The sequence below is a fragment of the Rhizobium sp. P1_C7 genome (genome assembly GCF_056406295.1).
This window is the reverse complement of sequence record NZ_JBFUAL010000003.1, coordinates 228,788-245,069: the sequence shown is the minus strand read 5'-3', so window position 1 is coordinate 245,069 and position 16,282 is coordinate 228,788. Positions and strand designations below refer to the sequence as shown.

Sequence of the window (16,282 nt, the reverse complement as noted above, 5' to 3'; positions counted from 1 at the left end):
GAGACCCATGAGACGACTTCTTTCAACCCTCCTGCTTGCGGCGGCCGTCGTGTTCACCGCCGCCTCATCGCAGGCGGAAGACGCACCCGCCACTATTAGATTTGGCGACGTTGGTTTCGGCTTCGGCACACCGTTCGGCGTCGGACTTCAGGCCATCGCCGATGCGAAGGGCTTCATTGCGGACGAGTTCAAGGGAACGCCGACGAAGGTCGAATTCACCTACTTCACCGGTACAGGCCCTGCGATCAACGAGGCGCTTTCGAACGGCCAGCTCGACTTCGCGTCCTACGGAGCCGTCCCGAATATTATCGGCAAGGCGAACGGCCTCGACACCGTCATCCTCGCGTCCTACGGCGGGACCACGATCTTCGGCGCGGTGCGGCCGGATCTTGACATCAAATCGATCGCCGACCTCAAGGGCAAGAAGGTCGCGATCCAGAAGGCTACCATCATTCACTGGGGCCTGATCACCGCCCTCAAGAATGCCGGCCTTTCCGAGAAGGACATTACGATCGTCGACCTCAAGAACGCGGACCAGCTCGCAGCGATAGCAGCGAAAAGCGTGGACGCGGTGTTCGGCGCCGACTTCCTGTTGCCGCTTGAAAGTAAGGGGGTCGCCAAGATCTTCTATAAGTCCTCCGATACCGGAGCAACAGGCGACGGCTTCGGCGCCTTCCTCGTGACCGACAAGTTCCGCAAGACCTATCCTGACGCGACGCAGAAGGTCGTCACTGGTTTCGTCAAGGCGGCTCAGTGGCTTGCAGACGACAAGAACCGCGAGGAAGCGTTCAAGATCTGGTCGCGCGCCGGGTCGCCGATCGAGGTTATCCGCAAGTCAAATACGGGCGGACAGCTTGGGCAGAAGTACAATCCGCGCCTCGACGACTTCTTCGTCGCCCGCTACCAGAGTGGCATCGCGTTCGACCGCGAGCAGAAGCTCATCCGCCGCGACGTCGACCTCGACGCATGGGTCGACCGCAGCTACGTCGACAACGCCGTGAAGACGCTGGACCTCCAGTCGCTATGGCCCGACCGGTCTGCGACCGGTACCCTCCAGAACTGATCGGGGACGCTTATGGCAACGTTCGGGGCTGAGGACGACCTACGCGTCGCGCAGGACGCCCCGGACGTGCGCCCGGCGAAGCTTCGATCCTTCATCGGCAACTCGCTGCTGATCCTGATCGCGCCCGTCGGACTTCTCGTTCTCTGGTGGATGGCCTCGGTCAATGGCTGGGTGTCGCCTCAGGTGCTGCCGCAACCCGACTGGGTCTTCCAGACGTTCCTCGACCTCCTGGCAAGCGGTGACATACTTTCTGCTGCGATCGTCAGTTTCCGACGTATTGCGGAAGGCTTTCTCATCGGCGCGTCGCTTGGTTTCCTCTTCGGTCTTTTGATTGGCAGGTCGCGAGCCGCGGATGCCTACCTGGGACCAACGTTTCGGGCGCTGGCCGCCATTCCGTCCCTTGGATGGCTTCCGATACTGATCCTGCTCCTCGGCATCGAAGAAAGCCTGAAGATCGTCATTCTCGCGAAGGCATGCTTCGTACCCATGGCCATCAGCACTGCCGAAGGAGCAAGGAACATCCCCGCCGGATTGAACGAAGTCGCCGATGTTCTCCGCCTTCGTGCGCGGACCCGCTTCTTCAAGCTTACTATCCCGGCAATGGCGCCGTTCATTGCGAGCGGCGTCCGCCTTTCGCTCAGCCAGGCATTCGTTTCGCTGATCGTCGTTGAGATGCTCGCCGGCACCGACGGCCTCGGTTACATGATGGTTTGGGGCCGTACCCTCTTCCAGCTCGATATCGTCATCGTCGGCATGATCGCGGTCGGCGCCGTCGGCTTCGTACTCGATCTCCTTTTGAAACGAGCCGAGGCGCTGGTACGCAAGGGGAGCGGTGCCAATGGCTGACCGAATTCTTCGATCCTCAAGATTCCCACGCGGAGCACTGGTGCCGCTGGCCGCTGCGGCCATTTGGTGGATATCTTCGTCTACGCGACTTCTGTCCGGACCCATGGCCGTGAGCCCTTTGCAGGTAATCGAGACGCCGTTCCTCGATGCTTCTGGGCGCGAACTGTGGGTGTCACTTCTGGCTAGCGTCATAAGAGTCCTCGCGGGTGGCGTTGTCGGAGGCGTGGCCGGTCTGGTTCTTGGCTACGTCGCCGGCATGTACCGAGCGGCGGGACTTGGCCTCGCGCCGACAATCCACACGGTCCGGCAAGTGGCGTTGTTCGCCTGGATACCGCTGTTGACCGCGTGGTTCGGCAACGGCGAAAGCACGAAACTGGTATTCACGGCTCTGTCGACGTTCTTCCCCCTCTTTTTAGCGACTGAGCAGGGCGTTCGGCAGGCACCTCTACCGCTCATCGAAGCTGCACAAACGTTGGGTTTGCGACGTTTGACCCGTATCCGCCGGCTCTATCTTCCGGCGGCGCTGCCAAGCATCTATGTGGGCCTGCAGATAGCCGCGCTGTCCGCGTGGATCGGAACCATCGGATCGGAGTACGCGATCGGAAACGGCCGCGGCCTGGGCAGCTACATCGCGAGTGCGCGCGACCAATTTCGCATGGACATCGTGATCGTCGGGGTCTTCGCCCTGGCGGCAGGCGGCGTCCTCCTCTCTGCGGTCGTCCGCCTGGTCACTTCCAAACTGTCGCCCTGGAACCGAGAAATCTGATGAACGCCCTGTCGATCGAGCATGTCAGCAAGTCCTATGTCCTGGAGGGCGCGCCCCGTCCGGTACTGAAGGACATAAACTTCAAGGTCCGGCGCAACGAGATCGTGGCGATCGTCGGCGCCTCCGGCTGCGGCAAGTCAACGCTGCTTAGGCTGATCGTCGGCCTCGACAGCGACTATCGTGGCTCCATCACGCGAGGCGGATCGGACAACGCAGCTCCGGCCAAGGTGGGCATGGTGTTCCAGGATCACCGACTGTATCCGTGGCTGACCGTCGAGGGAAATGTCGACCTGGCTTTCGACAACAGCGATCTCGCCACCTCGGTCCGCCGCGAGCGGGTTCGGCTCTACCTCGAACTGGTAGGACTTTCCGATTATGCGAAGGCATATCCCAGACAGCTTTCGGGCGGGATGGCGCAGCGTGCGGCCATCGCCAGGGCGCTCGCGCAGGAGCCAGACATCCTGCTGATGGACGAGCCCTTCGGAGCACTAGACTCAATCCTAAGAATGCGTCTCCAGGAGGAGCTCCTGTCTATCTGGGAGCGAAATCGCGTGTCCATCGTCATCGTCACGCACGACGTCGAGGAGGCTCTCTATCTTGCCGATCGCGTTCTGGTCATGGAACCAAATCCCGGACGGATTCGGGACGTTTTCGACGTCGGACTGCCGCGCCCTCGCGACCGCGGCGGGGTGGTGCTCGCTGAACTGAAGAAGCGTTGTCTGGCTACGCTAGTATAACTCATCGAGCACAACGCTGGCGTTCGACGTTTGACAGCACCGCCACCAATCCGAGACTGGTCCGGAGCGCCAGGAGGGGCTGCAGGTTTCCCAGATCGCTTGGCTACCTGGGTTCCGTCGAAATAGTTCCTTTACGCACGCCTGCCGTCGATGGACGGGAAAATCCCTTTCCGAACATCGCCGCGCCCAAAGGCTTAGTCCAGCGAGCTCCATAAGTCCCGCGTCGAAATCGTCGTGGTGATTGCGTCTTAATTATTGCTCCTAGCTGCCAGAGATTTGCAGCTGGCAGCCAGCCATCTTGCTGAGCCAGGATCGACGCATCATTTGTCGATGCGACGGTGAGGAACGCCTATGGGCCAAGGGGAAATCCATCAACATCGTCAGGATGGGAACCGACAATCTCAAGGGCTCGCTTGATGCGACAGTCTCACTCAAATCCTGCGCTGATATAATCGTTGCCATGCTGGGTTCTGGTGTTACGCAGGCGCCTGCTCCACAGCGGAACGAACCGGCGCCGGGCGTTCGAGCACCCGCCGCTGGTGCAACACCACCGGAACCAGGTCGACCTCACCGCAGCCTGCGCAAGAAGTATGGTCGAAGCGATTGAATTGTGAAGACCACCGCCTAAAGCCAAAACGCGGAGAGCCCTTCCGTTGAGTCCGAGCATCACAGCCGCAAAAGGGGAGGCTGACAACACTATATCTGACCGGGGACTTTGTCCTTCCCGCCCATTGCGCAGATTCCGCGCAGACGCCGGAACAGGAAATTGGCGAAGTTCACACATGGCATGAATGCCGAGAGATTCATGGAGCCTTAAACCCGTCGAGGCAGGTTCCTGATCGCTTTATGTTCGGCACCTTAACAACCGCTGGCTAGAAAGTGAGACTGTACGATGAATCGGGCATTTATGAATGCTGCCACGATGGCCGCAACGTGCCTACTGACAATTCCCGCTCTCCACCACGTGATTGGTGCTCAAGCTGAGGCAGCCGAGTTCTACGAGGACACCAAACATCCGGACACCATCATTATGGATGGTGACATCGAAAAGGAGGATGACTCAAAACTCTTCAAGCTCCTGGGCGATCGAACTGCCCAAGGCGTCGAGACAAAAGCTATCCTTCTTAATAGCGAGGGAGGCCTGGTCTACCCCGCATCTGTGATGGCTTACCTGATACGAGGCAAGCATTTGGCCACCATTGTGCCAAGGGATAGCTTATGTGCATCGGCATGTGTACTGATGTTTGCTGCTGGCACCAGCCGGTATGCCTATGAGGGTCCAAGACTCGGCGTTCATAACGCATGGGGCAACGCTGCATCAGCCGATGGCGCGCAACAAATGGCGATTGCTGGCGATATTACGATTGGCATGGCAAAGATCCTAGCGGACTTCGGCGCCCCGGACAGTGTCATCGCTTTGATGGCTGTCACATCCCCAAACAGCATGACCTGGTTGAAGGAAGAAGACGTCGCTGGTTGGGCTGAGATTGTCCACCCAGAGCCCGCCGTTGCACCAGCACCACCACCTCTACCCGCACCAGAACGGTCAAACCGGCTAGAGCGCGTCCCAATGACGTGCTTGGGCGAGAAAGGCTACTACTCTGTGGTCTGGACCGTCCACGGGCCGGGTAAATCCAGTTTGTTCGCAGGTAAGCGCACCTTCGCCGTCGATGGTGTAACGAAGAAGAGCGAGAATGAATATGTCGTCTACGGGCCTACTCGCTACGGGGATTATTCAGCGGTCTTCAGCAGTAGCCAATCCTATATCGTCTTCCGGGACCGGAAGGGCGACACCGCAATAGACTACTGTCGTTCTTTATAAACCGAGGTGGATAGTGACGTCGCGATCCCCGACGATGCCCCCGTCCACTCCGTAGACAATCTCGATCAGCGACCTGGATTGGCACCCTGGCGTGAAAAAAATGGCAGCTAGACGCAAGTCGGTTCCCACGAAACATGCCCATCTAAATGGCAGTGCGACCGGTTACCGGATCACCACGAAGGACACGTACACCCACGTGCCGCCTTCAGCGAGCTATTCGTATAGGGGTGCGAGCAAAGAACGAAGGCGCTGGCGTCAAGTGAAGAACTCTACGCCAAGCCTATGACTTCACGCCCTTGGCGGGGTCTACGTTTGCCGCCTGCCATGCGGGCCACACTGGCACCGACAGCGAGATGAGGAAGGACAACGCAACGACCGCTGCGACTTCGCCGTAGTCTAAGCGCGACGGTAGTTCGCTAAAGAATGCAAGCTCCGGCGATCCGGTAAACGTAATGGCAATCCAGTTGGCAACCTGGCGAATGTAGACAATGTTGCTGGCGAGAAAGACCCCGATCCCTGCGCCAACCAATGTGGCAACTGCACCGATGGACATGCCCAACATCAGGAATATCCTCAGAATTGCTCCGCGCGTCGCGCCGAACGTCCTGAGGATCGCGATGTTCTTGTGCTTAGAACGGACCAGCATCGAGAGGCCGGAGATGATGTTGAGAGATGACACCAGAATGATCAGGGAGAGAATGATGAACATGACATTCCGTTCGACATTCAACGCCGAAAATATCGCCCTGTCCTGCTCCATCCACGTTCTGTAAGATAGCCCGCTTCCACCTATGCTTTCCACGTGGTGGAGCGGTTCCTCGAGATTGTCGGGATGCTCAAGGAACAGTTCAATCTTTTGGACTTTGGCATCGGTTTGAAGAAAGGACTGCGCGGTCGCGAGCGGGAGATAGATCGCAGCGCTATCTATGTCAGCTACCCCAGTCTCGAAGATCGCGCGGACCGGATGGTTTCCGACGCTCGGCGTGAATACATCCCGTCCGAAACCATCGGGCGCAGTAAAAATTTGGATTGTGCTGCCTACCGTCAACGATAGGTAGTCAGCCAAGTCTCGACCGATAGCGACGCCGCCGCCCTGTTCCAATTCGGTGATTTGCTCTTCACTGATTGTGTCTTTGAAGCCGGGAAGTTGCCTGAGCAATTCAATTGGAACTCCCCGCAACTCAGCCCCCGTGCCGTTCAGCCCCATTCCCTGCGCCAAAACTTTTTGACTCACCATGGGAACGACGCTCTTGACGTTATCCACCTTCACGAGCCTCGCAAGGAGAGCCGGATCAGCGGCAAAGCTGGCCTGATCGTGAGCCGAGAGAATGATATGACCTTTGGCACCCAATATTCGAGAGACAATATCTTCCCTAAATCCATTCATCACCGACATTGTCAGGATCAAAACCGCTACCCCAAGGATGATGCCGACGAATGACAAGACTGCGATTGTCGAAAGGGCGGACTCTTTCCCCCGTGAAGACAGATATCTCCAGGCCAAAATGCGTTCGAAATACGAAAACGGCTTAGTGTCCTGCATTCGACCTCACAGAAGTAGAAATTGCCAAGCGATAATTGGCCGTCACTCGAGGGGACGGCCAATCACAATCTCGACTACGGCATTCTTAGGAAAACTGGGCGCGGGTTGTTGGCTTGTTTGGGCCAAAGGCCCTGAAAATTAACTTCGTACAACGGTGTCTGACGCTTTAAAGGGGGTGCAGCTGTTGGGATCGGATCGTGGCACATCAAGCACCCTGTTTGGCAAGAACTCATACATGATGCAATGCATGCTTGCGGATCGGCCGTTCCCCAGCACGCAGCAGAGCATCGAAGATTGCAGGCAACGCCATTTGCAAGGGCCGGAAATGCTGCACTCAGAGAGCTCGCAACTATCATTGTGCGTACCACAATCTTCCGCATATTTTCTCCTTTCAGAAAACCTGAACGGAGAAACAAGCAAAGCTCGCAAAAGGCGAGAGTCAACATAAATGAATCTCTAGGTTGTTTATTTCAGCGAATGCCTGCATTATGTGGTTACGATGCTGCCGTCTGCATCAATAGGATGCAAGATTGAATATACGATGTTGGGCGATTTTCCCGTTCTGTTCCTAGCGCTGAGAGCGCCTGCGGCAGGACGGATGGTGTTGCCTCACTGAGTATCTCCGAGTGGATTACCATTTGTGTCGCCCGCTCGCGCACGGTTGTCGTTGAACAGCTTCCTATTATGGCGTGCTGTATCCCGGGCTGCCTCGATCGAACGGGAGCTTCATGTGCCTTGGTCGGCTAGAGTCGCTTCCAGATCAGCGAAAGGCAGAATACCTTCATCGTGCAACCCTTCATCCGCACCGTGTTTCCTGAGACTGTAAGGACGCCGTCGAACGTCTTTTTGCTCTCGGGCTCTATGATGGTGCCCTTAAAACTGCCGTTCCTTCCCTGGAACGAGCCGATCTGTTGGCCCGCATGATCTCCGGTTTTCATCGTAATGCAGTAGCCTTGGCCGCACTGATCTATCACTGCGGTGGTTCCCACCTGCGTCCTCCAAGTGCCAATCACGGGCTCTTGAGCCCAACAGATAGCGCTGCTCAGCGCAAGAAGCGCTGCCATGGATATCAGTCGCTGCATGGTTCGCTTCCCCTCGTTGTTGAGGTTCGGGGCGAAGGTCGCCGGTACGACCTGAAGCCGGCAACAATACCCCTCAAACGCGCCCGGTTCCAGAGCGACTTCTCCTTCACCCGCTTTCGGGCGAAGGAGAAGACAGCGATCGGCGCAGCTCGAGGCGGAGACCTATGCGTGAGACGGGGGAACCGGAACCCGTTTCCAGCGAATTCCAGTTCCCCTGCTTCGCGTTTTACGCCCTGATCGGCGTTATGCTTCGAGCCACTTCACTTGTTCAGGGGTCAACTTGATGTCGAGTGCGGAGAGGCTGTCTTCGAGCTCCGCAATCGTGCGCGGTCCGATCAACGGAATAACCGGGAACGGCTGCGCGATAACATAGGCGAGCGCGATATGAATCGGGCTGCGTCCGAGCTTCTTGGCCAGTTCTATTGCCCGGTCACGGCGCTCAAAATTGCGGTCGGAATACCAGCAGCGCACGATCTCCTCATCATCGAGCTGGTCGCGTCCGGCACGGTCGGTAAAGAAGCCGCGGCCCTGGCTCGACCAGGCAAAGTTCGGGACCTGCCTGGCGTTCAGCCATGTCTTCCACTCGTCGTCCGACGAGGTCACGCATCCTGCCCAGATCGGATCCAGCATCTCGGCCAGCGAGAAGTTGTTGGAAAGAGCCGCCGGTGCGACCTTGCCGGTCTTCGCCGCATAGGCTGCCGCCTCATCCATCCGCTCGCGCGTCCAGTTCGAGCCCCCGAATATGCCGCGGATGCGGCCGCGCTTGACTTCGGCATCCATGGCGTCGACAAACTCGCCGACCGGTATGTCGGTGTTGTCTCGGTGCATGAAGTAGATATCGACGTAATCGGTCTTCAGGCGGTTCAGCGACTGGTCCAGTTGCTTGGCGATCACATCGGGATAGCAGAGCGGTGAATGCGCCCCCTTGCCGATCAGCACGATGTCCTCGCGCGCCACTTTGCGGCTCGTATGCCAATCGCCAAAAATGCTCTCCGTCTTGCCGCCACCGTAGACGAAGCCGGTGTCGAAGACGTTGCCGCCGGCTTCATAAAAGGCATCGAGGGTCAGCGATGCCGCCGCGAAACTCGGGAAGAACTCGAAGCCGAGGGTGACGACCGAGGCCGGCTTGGCAATGCCGGGGATCTGGCGCTTCGGAATGCTGTCGCCGCGGCGGACGGTGCCACCTGCGAGATTGGTCGTGCGCTTTTCAGCCTTCTCGACACTATATTCCAATCCGATCGAAGCGCGCCATTGATCAAGCACCCGCAGGTTCCCGAGGGAATCGGCCCAACCCATGCCCGGCGCAATGAATTCCTTCGCGCCGGCGCGGATCGCATCACCCGCGGCATCCACCTCGAAGGAATAGAGCCAACGCTCCTCCTTGACCTCGATCGTCTGCTGCTCGTTGGCCTTGAAGATCTCTATCTTGCCGACGCCGCCCTTGTGGCCGGAAGCAAACCAGAAATCCTTGACCTCGATGCGGCCTTCGGATCCGATGATCCGCAGCGTATTGTCCTGATTTGCCATGATCGAGCAGGACACTTCGGCCACGATGCCGTTTTGGAATTTCAGGACGGCCGAGGCCCATTCATCGACACCGGACTGGCCCAGATGGGCAACGCCCGCCACCTTTTCCGGCTCCAGAAAGGGTTTTCCTTCGGCAGCACCGGCAATCAGCCGGGCCATCGAGACGGGGTAGCCGCCGACATCGAGAATACCACCGCCGGCGGCCTCGTTGGCGAAGAGACGATGCTCCGGTTTGAAACTACCCATGTTGAAACCGAAGCTGGAGCGGATGATGCGCACGGTTCCGATGACGCCGCTCTTTACGAGCTCGACGATCTTGGCCGTCTGCGGATGGACGCGGTACATGAAGCCTTCGCCGGCAAAGACGCCAGCTTTCTTGGCTTCGTGATAAATGACGTCGGCGTCATAGGCAGAAAGCGCGATCGGCTTTTCGACAAGCACGTGCTTGCCGGCGCGGATTGCCTTGATTGCCCATTCGGCGTGGCCGGTATGCGGCGTTGAGATATAGACCGCGTCGATTTCGCTGTCTTTCAGAAGTGCGTCGTAACCATTGACGATGCGGGCGCCGGGGAAGGCGTCCCCAAGGCCGGGCTTGTCGGGATTACGCGTCGCGATGGCCGCGAGCTCGCCGGTGCGCGAATGGGCGATGCCGTCCGCGAAGGTGCGCGCGATGGTGCCTGGACCGATGATACCCCAGCGAATCCGTTGATCTGAGCTCATGTGAAGTTCCTCTTTCAGTGCTTGTGCTTGTGCTTGTGCTTGTGATGGAAATGCGATCAGCGCAGCCGCTTGCCGGCGCTGTCGAACAGGAACGTGCGCTTGGCCGAAAGGCCCACGGTGAGTTGGTCGCGGTTTCCGACTGTGCGCGACTCCGGCCGCTCGATGATCAACTGCTCGCCGCTTGGCGTGGTGGCATAGATGTAGCTGGTATTGCCGAGATGCTCCGCGACGTCGATGCTCACCGTGAGATCTGCATCACCTCTGCCTGCGTCGGCGAAATGCTCCGGCCGGATGCCCAGCGTCACGGGCATGCCGGTTTCGACAGGGCTTGCAACCGGCATGGCAAGGCGAACGCTTCGGTCATCGACAAGTGCGACGATCGCGGTGGCCGCGTTCGTCTCGATGACCTGGGCCTTGAGGAAATTCATCTTAGGAGACCCGACGAAACCGGCGACGAATTGATTGGCGGGATCGTCATAGAGATCGAGCGGCGCGCCGATCTGTTCGATGTTGCCAGCCCGCAGCACCACGATCTTGTCGGCAAGCGTCATGGCCTCCGTCTGGTCATGGGTGACGTAGATCATCGTCGTGCCCAGCTGCTTGTGCAGGCGCGAAATTTCGACGCGCATCTGGACGCGCAGTTCCGCGTCCAGATTGGAGAGCGGTTCGTCAAACAGGAACACCTGCGGTTCGCGCACGATGGCACGGCCGATGGCGACGCGTTGACGCTGGCCGCCGGAGAGCTGCTTCGGCCGCCGCTGCATCAGCTCGTTGATCTGCAGGATGTTGGCCGCATGCTTGACGCGCTTTGCCGTATCCTCCTTCGGGTTGCCGTTCATGCGAAGACCGAAGCTCAGGTTCTGCTCTACCGTCATGTGCGGATAAAGCGCGTAGGATTGGAAGACCATGGCGATACCGCGATCGGCGGGCTCGACATCGTTGACCACCTTGCCGCCGATATTGATCTCTCCCCCGGAGGTTTCCTCCAGTCCGGCGATCATGCGCAGCAGCGTAGACTTGCCGCAACCTGACGGGCCGACGAAGACGACGAACTCCCCGTCCTTTACCTCGAGGTTCGCGCCATGAATGATTTCCAGTGCACCGAAGCGCTTGACGACGTTTTTCAGTGAAAGCTCAGACATCAGGTGTTTCCCGACTATTTGACTGCGCCGGCTGAAATGCCGGCTATGAAGTGACGCTGCAGGAACACGAAGACGACCAGGATCGGAGCCGTGAGGAGCAATGCCCCTGCCATGATGCCGCCCCAGGAAACCTTGGTGAGGCCGAGCAGTGTTCCGAGCGCCACGGGTGCCGTCATCATTCCGGGTTTGGAGTTGATGAGCAGCGGCCAGAGATAGTTGTTCCAGGAGGCTAGGAAGAGGATGATCGCAAGTGCTGCCATCGTCGGCCTTGCCAGCGGCAGGGCGATGCGGAGGAAAATTTGCCATTCCTTGACGCCCTCGACGCGAGCGGCATCAAAAAGCTCGCCCGGCATCATCGAGAAGGCCTGACGCATGAAGAGTACGCCGAGCGAATTGAAAAGCGGCGGCACGATCAGGGCAATCCAGGTGTTGGCGAGCTTGAACTCGCGGGCGACCATGATGAACTGCGGAATGACCACAACGGCGAACGGCAGCGTGATCGTACCGAGAATGATCGTGATGACGATCGAGCGGCCGAAGAAGCGATAGCGTGCCAGCGCCCAGCCCGCCATTGACGTCAGCAAAACCGAACAGAACGTGTAGATAATGGCGACGCCGATCGATATGACCATGGCGCCGATGAAATCTGTGTCCGCCTGAAGGTTCTTGAAGTTCTCGATCAGGTTGGTCGACGGCAGGAGCACGATGTTGGGGCTGAAGATGCCGTAATCAGGCATCGTCGCAAAGACGAACATCATCCAGAGGGGGAAAAGCCAGATGATCGCAAGCGGCGTCAGCGCAGCATGCAGGGCGATTTTACGAACCAGGAGAGCCTGCGACTTGGATTTCATTTCGGTTCCCTCCCGACCCACAGGTTGAGCAGCGAGATAGCGATTGCCAGAGCTGCCATCGTGTAGGCGATCGCCGAGGCGTAGCCGAAGTTCAACGACAGAAAGCCCTGGCGATAAAGCAGCAGGCCCAGCGTTTCCGTACCGCCGCCGGGGCCACCGCGATTGGTGATCAGGAAGGGCTCGGTAAAGAGCTGCATGGTGCCGATGACAGAGAGGATCACGCAGAACAGAATGATCGGCTTCAACAGCGGCAGCGTGATGTGGATGAACTGCTGCGTCTTCGACACCTTGTCGAGTGTCGCGGCCTCGTAGACATCTTCAGGAATCGACTGCAGCCCAGCCAGAATGATTATTGCGTTGTAGCCGGCCCAGCGCCAGGTCACGGCGAGAATGATGAGCGCCATGGCCGCATGGCTTTCGGCAAACCATGAGACAGGCGCGATCCCGACCGTACCGATAAGCTTGTTGATGATGCCGAAGTCCATATTGAACATCAGGCGGAAGACCGCGGCATAGGCGACTTCACCGACCACCACCGGCGCAAAAAATGCAAAGCGGAAGATCGCACGTGCTCTGAGCAGCGGCGAATTGAGCAGGACCGCCATGACCGTCGCAAGCGCAATCATGACCGGGACCTGAATCAACAGGATGATCAGCGTGTTGTAGAGCGCGTTGTAGAACGCCGGGTCGCCGAACAGGCGTCCCCAGTTGGCCTGAACGCTGAATTTCCAGGGGTTGACACGGGTGTTCTGGAACGAGATCAGGAATGAATTGATGATCGGCCACACCCAGAAGGTGGCGAAAACCAAAAGATAGGGTGCAAGGAACGCGTAGGCGCTCCGGTTTCTGAACGGCATGCGGCCTCCTCCTTACGAACGCACTGAGGGTGAAGGCCGGGCGCATTGCGCGCCCGGCACCATCACTCACTGTGCGATCGGGAGACCCGTTGCCGAGGCGACCTGCTTGGCGGCGTCGTCAAGCGCTGCCTTCGCGTCAGGATAGCCGCCGGCGAGGTACTTCGTCTGCGTCGCTTTGTAGATTGCGTCGGCATCCGTCTGGAAGGCGGTGCCGCGGCTCGGCACGATCTTTGGAAGAGTCGACAGGATATCTGCCCAGACTTTCTGATTACCCCAGTACGGCAGCGGTTCGTTGACGAAAGGATCCTGAACCGCAGTCAGCAGCGACGGAACGAGACCGAAGGCCTTCAGCATGCTGACCTGGCCTTCGTTGGTGCCGAGTGCATAGTTCACGTAGGTCCAGGCGGCCTCCTTGTGTGGCGAGTTGGCGGCGATCGCCAGCGACGATCCGCCAAGGTTGGCCGCATGCGGGCCATCTGCCGTCAGGCTCGGCATCATATAGACGCCCCACTTGCCCTTCTCGTCCGGAGAGGTCGAGCGCACGGTGCCTTCATACCAGCCGCCGTAGAGCTGCGTTGCCACCTTGCCGGCGGTATTCGCCTGGATCTTCTCGTCCCAGTTGGCAGCCGTCAGCGTGCCGGCATCCTTCATCTGCTTCACTTTTTCGAGTGTCGCGACGCAGGCGGGCTGGTTGATCGTAATGTTCTGGCCGTCTGCCGAGAAGTAGCCGCAGCCCTGCTCGTTTGCGATCATCCGGAACCATTCGCTGTCACCGTTGAAGTCGGCCTGCGACATCACCACGCCGGGATTGGCTGCGGAAATTTTCTTCCCTGCCTCGATGAAATCGTCCCAGGTCTTGATGGTCGCCGGATCGACACCAGCCTTTTCGTAGAAATCGCGACGATAGAATGCTGCGACGGGACCCGAATCCCATGGCATGGCGTAAGCGACGTCACCGACTTCAAGCTCCGTGCGCTTGAACTCAGGGAATTTTGCCTGGATATCTGCGGTGTAACCGAGCTCCTTCAGGTTAGCGAAACAATCCGGGAAGCGGCTCCAGAAAATCTCAGCCTCGAAATTCTCGACGCTGACGATATCGGGCAGACCTTCGCCGCCAGCGGCGCAGGCAGCCAGCATTTTGTCGAAGACTTGCTGGTTTCCAAGGTCCTCCACCGTGACCTTGATGTCAGGATGCTGCTTGTTGAAGCCTTCGAGCGTGGACTTCAGCGCCGATGCGGCGACGTTCCAGCTCCAGATGGTGAGATTGGCAGGTTCCGCGTATGCAGAGCCAGATGCGAGCAGCGCGACCGCAGTGGTCGCACCGATAAGATTGAAGCGCATTGAAAATCCTCCCTTTTCAATTGCCGTCCCTTAGCGAACACGGCTAGACTATCTGGAAGGGAGCCGCTGTCTCCTAAAAAGGGAACATGGATTTGGCGGAAAGTAAGATTGAACGGCGAGCGGTCTATCAGCCGGGAGCGAGCAGCATCGAAGGATTGCCGACGGCACTCCAGATGTTCCACAATCACCCGTCGGTGATGCTGATGCCGCATTGGCATGTGCAGGTCGAGGTCAACTACATCATGCGCGGCAGCGTGCATTACCGGATGAACGGCCACGACATCAGCATGGCCGCCGGAGACATGTGCCTCTTCTGGGGCGGTCAACCGCACCAGATGGACGAGTGCAGCGATGACGCGATCTATGCCGGAGGACATCTGCCGCTGGTCTATTTCTTTCGCATGCGTCTGCCGATCAATATTTCCAGCAGGCTTATGAAGGGCGAGATCCTGTTCACGTCGACCACCGATGCGGCAGACGCCGAGAACTTCCAGCGCTGGGTGCGCTACGCGAAATCAGGTGATCCGGCAAAAGCACAGCATGCCGTCGAAGAGATGCTGCTTCGGATAGAACGGATAGCGCTCGAACCCTTTTCGATGCTTGCATCGAATGGGCTGTCCGACACCGACGACATCGAGCAGGCGTACCCGCAATCGTCGCGCAGCGTCGCTCGCATGTGCGATTTCATCGCTGCCAATTTCCTGCAGGAAATCGATTCGCTGGACATTGCCCGTGCCGCCGATCTTCATCCGAAATACGCCATGAACCTCTTCAAGAAGACAACCGGGATGACGCTCAGCAAATATGTCAACCTGCTGCGGCTTTCGCGTGCCCAGGCAATGCTGATGAAAGATGGTGCCAACGTTCTGCAGGTGGCAATGGACAGCGGTTTCGGCTCGATCAGTGCCTTCAACAAGTCCTTCCGTCACATTGCCGGCATGTCGCCATCGGACTTTCGCCGGGATGTGCGCCTTGTGACGCTACACACGCCGGTGCCATGAGCCCTTTCGCCTTAGGCCGATTCGAACAGCTTGAAGAGCAGTTCCGCCGACGCCGAGAGTTCCCGGTCCTTGAGCTTCACGAGCCCAAAGTCAGGCACCGAGATATCGCCTGCAATGGACAGGATGCGCAGAAGCCCGTGCTCTTCCATGAGCCTGGCAACAGGTTCTGCCAGGATGCCAAGGCGCTGGCTTTGCAGCATGAGAAGCATCGTCAGAAGCGCATCGGATGTCGAGACGACGCTTGACGGGACAATCCCGTGGCGCCGTATGAAATCATCCACGACGTGGCGAAGAAACGAACCGTGCGGCTGCAGGACCCAGCTTTGCTGGCGCAGGTCGTCTTCCGCAGCGACGGCGTTCTTCGCAAGGGGATGGTTTGCGGCGACGACGATCCTCAACGTTTCCTTTCCAAGCGGGATATGGTCAAACCAGAGTGGATTCATACCGCTCGGGATGCGGCAGACTGCGAAGTCAAGGCGGCGGCTGAGGACGTCTTCCAGCAGCACGTCACTGCTGCCCACGGTGATGCTGACGTCGATGGTCGGGTGGGTCTCGAACAGACGCTTGAGCGCAGGGGCGACATAGTCGGCGGCAGGCGTCATGATCGTGCCGAAAGCGACGCTGCCCCCCTGCCCGGCCGCTGCCACGACCATCTCGTATTCCGCCCGCTGCGCCTCGGCCAAAAGCATCTTTGCATGGCGCACGATCACTTCGCCCTGCGCAGTCGCGATCAGTCCCCTGTTATGCCGCTCGAAAAGCTGGTGGCCCGACATCTGTTCAAGTTCGTTCAACGTGCGCGACAGCGCAGGCTGGGAGACGCCGAACATTTCGGCCACGACACCCAGCTTGCCATGCTCGCTCAGTGCCACCAGCATTCTCAAGTGCCGCAGCTTGAAACCGTCCAATCCCATGCACACCTCGTCTGATATAACATATTTGCATATCAGAATACGAAAGACTGATTATACAATCCAGTATCGATCA

Annotated in this window: 14 protein-coding genes; 6 read left to right on the top strand and 8 right to left on the bottom strand. The window is 58.6% G+C overall.

Annotation, left to right across the window (positions count from 1 at the left end; genetic code table 11):
• The first annotated feature begins 7 nt into the window (after nucleotides 1–7).
• The 5 genes from AC1D2R_RS06190 (at nucleotide 8) to AC1D2R_RS06170 (ending at nucleotide 5,234) form a co-directional block, all read left to right on the top strand.
• Nucleotides 8–1,063 carry an ABC transporter substrate-binding protein gene (locus tag AC1D2R_RS06190; RefSeq protein ID WP_477965818.1) on the top strand — a complete coding sequence of 352 codons (1,056 nt, stop codon included), beginning with the start codon at nucleotides 8–10 and terminating at the stop codon, nucleotides 1,061–1,063.
• Nucleotides 1,064–1,075: 12 nt separating this feature from the next.
• Nucleotides 1,076–1,909, top strand: a complete 834-nt coding sequence (locus AC1D2R_RS06185) for an ABC transporter permease (protein ID WP_477965816.1) — start codon at nucleotides 1,076–1,078, stop codon at nucleotides 1,907–1,909.
• A gap of 103 nt (nucleotides 1,910–2,012) precedes the next feature.
• Nucleotides 2,013–2,675: an ABC transporter permease gene (locus AC1D2R_RS06180; protein WP_477965814.1), complete on the top strand. Its 663-nt coding sequence runs from the start codon at nucleotides 2,013–2,015 to the stop codon at nucleotides 2,673–2,675.
• On the top strand, nucleotides 2,675–3,412 hold the full coding sequence (locus AC1D2R_RS06175) for an ABC transporter ATP-binding protein (protein WP_477965812.1): 738 nt from the start codon (nucleotides 2,675–2,677) through the stop codon (nucleotides 3,410–3,412). Before AC1D2R_RS06180 ends, AC1D2R_RS06175 begins: the two co-directional genes overlap by 1 nt.
• Nucleotides 3,413–4,304: 892 nt before the next feature.
• Entirely contained in the window at nucleotides 4,305–5,234 is a 930-nt protein-coding gene (locus AC1D2R_RS06170) for a COG3904 family protein (protein ID WP_477965810.1), read from the top strand.
• Between the two features lie 280 nt (nucleotides 5,235–5,514).
• On the opposite strand, the gene AC1D2R_RS06165 is transcribed toward AC1D2R_RS06170, so the two are convergent.
• From AC1D2R_RS06165 to AC1D2R_RS06135, 7 genes are all read right to left on the bottom strand, one after another.
• On the bottom strand, nucleotides 5,515–6,777 hold the full coding sequence (locus tag AC1D2R_RS06165; protein WP_477965808.1) for an ABC transporter permease: 1,263 nt from the start codon (nucleotides 6,775–6,777) through the stop codon (nucleotides 5,515–5,517).
• 743 nt (nucleotides 6,778–7,520) lie between these two features.
• A complete protein-coding gene (locus AC1D2R_RS06160) occupies nucleotides 7,521–7,859 on the bottom strand; it encodes a DUF2147 domain-containing protein (protein WP_477965806.1) in 339 nt (112 codons plus the stop codon).
• A gap of 243 nt (nucleotides 7,860–8,102) precedes the next feature.
• Nucleotides 8,103–10,106: an aldo/keto reductase gene (locus AC1D2R_RS06155; protein ID WP_477965804.1), complete on the bottom strand. Its 2,004-nt coding sequence runs from the start codon at nucleotides 10,104–10,106 to the stop codon at nucleotides 8,103–8,105.
• A 56-nt stretch (nucleotides 10,107–10,162) separates the two neighbouring features.
• Complete coding sequence (locus AC1D2R_RS06150; protein WP_477965802.1) at nucleotides 10,163–11,248, bottom strand: ABC transporter ATP-binding protein; 1,086 nt, start codon at nucleotides 11,246–11,248, stop codon at nucleotides 10,163–10,165.
• Nucleotides 11,249–11,262: 14 nt separating this feature from the next.
• On the bottom strand, nucleotides 11,263–12,099 hold the full coding sequence (locus tag AC1D2R_RS06145; protein WP_477965800.1) for a carbohydrate ABC transporter permease: 837 nt from the start codon (nucleotides 12,097–12,099) through the stop codon (nucleotides 11,263–11,265).
• Nucleotides 12,096–12,956, bottom strand: coding sequence for a carbohydrate ABC transporter permease (locus tag AC1D2R_RS06140; RefSeq protein WP_477965798.1), 861 nt, complete (start codon nucleotides 12,954–12,956; stop codon nucleotides 12,096–12,098). Before AC1D2R_RS06140 ends, AC1D2R_RS06145 begins: the two co-directional genes overlap by 4 nt.
• A 66-nt stretch (nucleotides 12,957–13,022) precedes the next feature.
• Nucleotides 13,023–14,297: an ABC transporter substrate-binding protein gene (locus AC1D2R_RS06135; protein WP_477965796.1), complete on the bottom strand. Its 1,275-nt coding sequence runs from the start codon at nucleotides 14,295–14,297 to the stop codon at nucleotides 13,023–13,025.
• An 86-nt stretch (nucleotides 14,298–14,383) separates the two neighbouring features.
• On the opposite strand from AC1D2R_RS06135, the gene AC1D2R_RS06130 reads away from it, so the two are divergent.
• The gene (locus AC1D2R_RS06130; RefSeq protein WP_477965794.1) at nucleotides 14,384–15,298 is read left to right on the top strand and encodes a helix-turn-helix domain-containing protein; all 915 of its coding nucleotides are present in this window, start codon (nucleotides 14,384–14,386) and stop codon (nucleotides 15,296–15,298) included.
• 11 nt (nucleotides 15,299–15,309) lie between these two features.
• Here the strand turns inward: AC1D2R_RS06130 and AC1D2R_RS06125 are convergent, their stop codons facing one another.
• A complete protein-coding gene (locus AC1D2R_RS06125) occupies nucleotides 15,310–16,209 on the bottom strand; it encodes a LysR family transcriptional regulator (protein WP_477965792.1) in 900 nt (299 codons plus the stop codon).
• Nucleotides 16,210–16,282 lie beyond the last annotated feature (73 nt).

Excerpts from the sequence above, each read along its gene's own strand:
- AC1D2R_RS06135 (WP_477965796.1), bottom strand. The coding sequence starts at position 14,297 with ATGCGCTTCAATCTTATCGGTGCGACCACTGCGGTCGCGCTGCTCGCA.
- AC1D2R_RS06125 (WP_477965792.1), bottom strand. The coding sequence starts at position 16,209 with ATGGGATTGGACGGTTTCAAGCTGCGGCACTTGAGAATGCTGGTGGCA.
- AC1D2R_RS06155 (WP_477965804.1), bottom strand. The coding sequence starts at position 10,106 with ATGAGCTCAGATCAACGGATTCGCTGGGGTATCATCGGTCCAGGCACC.
- AC1D2R_RS06130 (WP_477965794.1), top strand. The coding sequence starts at position 14,384 with ATGGATTTGGCGGAAAGTAAGATTGAACGGCGAGCGGTCTATCAGCCG.
- AC1D2R_RS06145 (WP_477965800.1), bottom strand. The coding sequence starts at position 12,099 with ATGAAATCCAAGTCGCAGGCTCTCCTGGTTCGTAAAATCGCCCTGCAT.
- AC1D2R_RS06190 (WP_477965818.1), top strand. The coding sequence starts at position 8 with ATGAGACGACTTCTTTCAACCCTCCTGCTTGCGGCGGCCGTCGTGTTC.
- AC1D2R_RS06170 (WP_477965810.1), top strand. The coding sequence starts at position 4,305 with ATGAATCGGGCATTTATGAATGCTGCCACGATGGCCGCAACGTGCCTA.
- AC1D2R_RS06185 (WP_477965816.1), top strand. The coding sequence starts at position 1,076 with ATGGCAACGTTCGGGGCTGAGGACGACCTACGCGTCGCGCAGGACGCC.
- AC1D2R_RS06180 (WP_477965814.1), top strand. The coding sequence starts at position 2,013 with ATGGCCGTGAGCCCTTTGCAGGTAATCGAGACGCCGTTCCTCGATGCT.
- AC1D2R_RS06175 (WP_477965812.1), top strand. The coding sequence starts at position 2,675 with ATGAACGCCCTGTCGATCGAGCATGTCAGCAAGTCCTATGTCCTGGAG.
- AC1D2R_RS06150 (WP_477965802.1), bottom strand. The coding sequence starts at position 11,248 with ATGTCTGAGCTTTCACTGAAAAACGTCGTCAAGCGCTTCGGTGCACTG.
- AC1D2R_RS06165 (WP_477965808.1), bottom strand. The coding sequence starts at position 6,777 with ATGCAGGACACTAAGCCGTTTTCGTATTTCGAACGCATTTTGGCCTGG.
- AC1D2R_RS06160 (WP_477965806.1), bottom strand. The coding sequence starts at position 7,859 with ATGCAGCGACTGATATCCATGGCAGCGCTTCTTGCGCTGAGCAGCGCT.
- AC1D2R_RS06140 (WP_477965798.1), bottom strand. The coding sequence starts at position 12,956 with ATGCCGTTCAGAAACCGGAGCGCCTACGCGTTCCTTGCACCCTATCTT.